At 35.5% G+C, this 394-nt stretch carries 1 protein-coding gene; it reads right to left on the minus strand.

Annotated features, from left to right (window positions below; translation table 11 throughout):
* Positions 1–24 precede the first annotated feature (24 nt).
* Entirely contained in the window at positions 25–183 is a 159-nt protein-coding gene (locus tag H5185_RS22470; protein WP_124016440.1) for a periplasmic nitrate reductase, NapE protein, read from the minus strand.
* Between the last annotated feature and the right edge of the window lie 211 nt (positions 184–394).

Here is a 394-nt window from a genome sequence, read left to right on the forward strand (position 1 = left end):
TCGCATTGTTGATTATTTTTAGGATTAGCCCGCGCCTGGAGGCCCAGTTAAAATTTGGCTAAACCAGATAGTAAAACCTAGTGCGCTAACCAGTAATACAGATAAAATTGGGGCTAGAAAGACAGTTAAAAAGATAAAAATCTTTAACTCTAAACCTTTTTTACTTTTGATTTGATTACTCATGGGTCCTCCAAGAGTGGGGATATAAGCAATAATTCATCATTGCTTTATTGCTTGTTTATTCGGTCCATGGGGAATGTTAGCGTTAATGCAGCAGCGAACTATATACTCACAAATTGGTAAACACGGATTAACATGATCTAAATCAACATTTTAAATAGCTAAAACGCGTGAACTGAGTGATTAAGCATAAAAAAGTAGTCAATAAATGCGG

Origin of the sequence: Shewanella sp. SG44-6 (genome assembly GCF_014164185.1) — a bacterium.
GTDB classification, from domain to species: Bacteria; Pseudomonadota; Gammaproteobacteria; order Enterobacterales; family Shewanellaceae; genus Shewanella; species Shewanella vesiculosa.